The sequence below is a fragment of the Dokdonella sp. genome (genome assembly GCF_036518555.1).
Lineage (GTDB): Bacteria > Pseudomonadota > Gammaproteobacteria > Xanthomonadales > Rhodanobacteraceae > Dokdonella_A.
In genome coordinates this window covers 1-2,646 of sequence record NZ_DATDMY010000235.1, presented here as the reverse complement: position 1 = coordinate 2,646, position 2,646 = coordinate 1, and the positions used below count along the sequence as shown (strand labels likewise).

Here is a 2,646-nt window from a genome sequence, read left to right as displayed (position 1 = left end):
ACGATCCGCGCATGCCGACGCTCGCCGGCGTGCGCCGGCGCGGCTTTCCGCCGGCGGCGATCCGCGTGTTCTGGGAGCGCGCGGGCGTGACCAAGCAGAACTCGGTGATCGAGTTCAGCGTGCTCGAAGGCTGCGTGCGCGAAGCGCTCGACGCGAGCGCGCCACGGCGCATGGCCGTGCTCGATCCGCTCAAGCTCGTGATCGCGAACCTCGACGCCGCGCACGAGGAGACGATCGAGTTCGCCAACCATCCGAAGAACGCCGATTTCGGCACGCGCCGCGTGCCGTTCTCGCGCGAGTTGTGGATCGAGCGCGACGATTTCTTCGAGGTGCCGCCGAAGGGCTTCCACCGCCTCGTGCCCGGTGGCGAAGTGCGCCTGCGCGGCGTCGGCATCGTGCGCTGCACCGATGTCGCCAAGGACGCCGACGGTCGCGTCGTCGCCGTGCACTGCACGCTCGACGCCGACACCCGCGCGGGCATGGCCGGCGCCGACCGCAAGGTCAAGGGCACGATCCACTGGGTCAGCGCCCGGCACGCGGTCGCCGCCGAGGTGCGCCTGTACGATCGCCTGTTCACGGTCGCCGACCCCGACGACACGAGTGATGGCAAGAGCTACGCCGACCACATCAACCGCGATTCCAAGCGCGTCGTCCAGGCGTGGCTCGAGCCCGCAGCCGCGGTGGCGCAACGCGAAAGCGCGGTGCAGTTCGAACGACTCGGCTACTTCGTCGCCGATCGGGCCGACCACACCGATGCGAAGCCCGTGTTCAACCGCACCGTGACGTTGCGCGATTCGTTCGCGAAAGGCTGAGCGGGCCGACGCCCTGACATCCACGCGAAAGCGGGGATGCGGCGTTCCCCGCCTCGATCGCGCGGATCGAGGATGCCTCCACGGCGGCGCCGACGGTTCGGCGACGGCCCGCTAGGGGCTGCCCTCGAAACCGTCGACGAAGATCGAGTCGGCGGCGAAGGCGTAGAACGCGCCCGACAGGCCTTGCCCATCGTCGAAGTCGTGCGGCGCCCCGGCGACGAGATGCTCGCCATCGACGAGGCCGACCGCGAAACCGAGGTAGTCGGCGAGCATCGCGTCGCTCGCGGTCAGGCGCGCGCTCTGCGCCCACGTGCCGCCGCTCGAGGCGAACAGGTAGGCGGCGCCCGCGAACGGCGTCTCGCCCGCGGTCGCCCCCGGTGCACCGAGCGCAAGGCGATCGCCGGCGAGCGCGAGCGAGCGCGCGAAGAATGCATTCTCCTCCGCTTCGGCCGCGACGAGCTTCTGGCGCTGCGTCCAGTCCGCCCCCGAGCGCGCGAAGACGTACGCGGCGCCCTGGTAGCTGCCGACCGCGGGCGCGCCGACGACGAGGGTCTGGCCGTCGAACGCGAGCATCTCGCCGAAGTAGTCGCCGTCGACGCCGTCGTCCGCGCGCAGCACGCCGCTCTCGCTCCACGTACCCGCGCTGCGCGTGAAGACGCGGACGGCGCCGGGACCGGGGCCGGAGTTCTGGTCGACCCAGGTCTCCTGCGAGACGCCGACCATGATCGTGTCGCCGGCAAGGCCAACCGCGATGCCGAACTGGTCCCAGTGATGCGGATCGCTCGAGGCGAGCCGCTGCGCCTGCGTCCACGTCCCGTTCGCGTCCGCGGTGAACACGTACGCGGCACCGACCGACGGCTCCTGCGCCGCGCCGCGTTCGTTGCCCGCGCCGATCACGGCCGTATCGCCGTCGAGCGCGATCGAGTCGCCGAAGTTCGCGACGAGCAGCGGCGCGTCCGCGACGAGCTTCTGCGCCTGCACCCACTGCGAGCCGTCGTAGCGGAACACGTACACGGCGCCGGCCTGCGCGAGGCCGCCGATCGCCGCGTTGTGCATCGCGATCATCGCGATCGAACCCTGCAGCGCGATCGCGTTGCCGAACTCCTCGCCCGGCGCCGCGTCGTCGGCGGTCAGCGACTGCACGAGCGTCCAGGCGCCATCGACGTAACGGTAGACGTAGACGATGCCCTGCCCGCCCGACGGGCCGTCCTGCGGGTGCTTGGGCGCGGAGACGAACGCCGTGTCGCCCTGCACGGCAACGGCGCTGCCGAATGCTTCGATCCCGGCTGGCTCGGGCGCGCCGATCTTCTGTTCGACCCAGGCGAGCGCAGCGGTCCACCCCGGCGCGTGCGGGTCGGTCGGCGCCGCGGAAGCCGTGCGTGCGAACACGGGCACGCACACGGCGAGCAGGATGGCGGCGAAACGGCGGCGGTTCGGTGCATTCACGTCGGCGGTCCTCGTCCGGCCCGGGCGGGCAACTGCGCTACAGTACGGTTGCGCTGCGCGCCGAGCCTCTCGCGAACGTGCAGTTTGCCTCCCGTTTTCGTCCCGTCACGCGTCGATTCGAAAGAATGGGTCAGGAAAACAACCGGATACGTCGTTTCGGCGCGTTCCAGCTCGAAATCGACGAACGCCGCCTGACGCGCGCGGGCACGCCGGTCGCGCTCACGGTGAAGCAGTTCGACCTGCTGCTCGCGCTCGTCGAGAGCGCCGGCCGCCTGCGCAGCCGCGAGGAGCTCGTCGACGCGGTCTGGCCGGACACGATCGTCGAGGAGCACAGCCTCACTTCGCGCGTGAGCGCGCTGCGCAAGATCCTCGGCGACGAAGGCGAGAC

The 2,646-nt window shown here is 71.0% G+C and carries 2 protein-coding genes and 1 pseudogene; 2 read left to right on the top strand and 1 reads right to left on the bottom strand.

Annotated features, from left to right (window positions below; translation table 11 throughout):
• Positions 1-812: pseudogene (locus VI238_RS13020) on the top strand (glutamine--tRNA ligase); the annotation flags it as partial.
• Positions 813-923: 111 nt separating this feature from the next.
• Here VI238_RS13020 and VI238_RS13015 read toward each other — a convergent pair.
• Positions 924-2,258, bottom strand: a complete 1,335-nt coding sequence (locus tag VI238_RS13015; protein ID WP_331652030.1) for a hypothetical protein — start codon at positions 2,256-2,258, stop codon at positions 924-926.
• Positions 2,259-2,383: 125 nt separating this feature from the next.
• Between VI238_RS13015 and VI238_RS13010 the strand changes: the two genes are divergently transcribed.
• A partial coding sequence (locus VI238_RS13010; protein WP_331652029.1) for a winged helix-turn-helix domain-containing protein occupies positions 2,384-2,646 on the top strand: 263 nt, incomplete at its 3' end.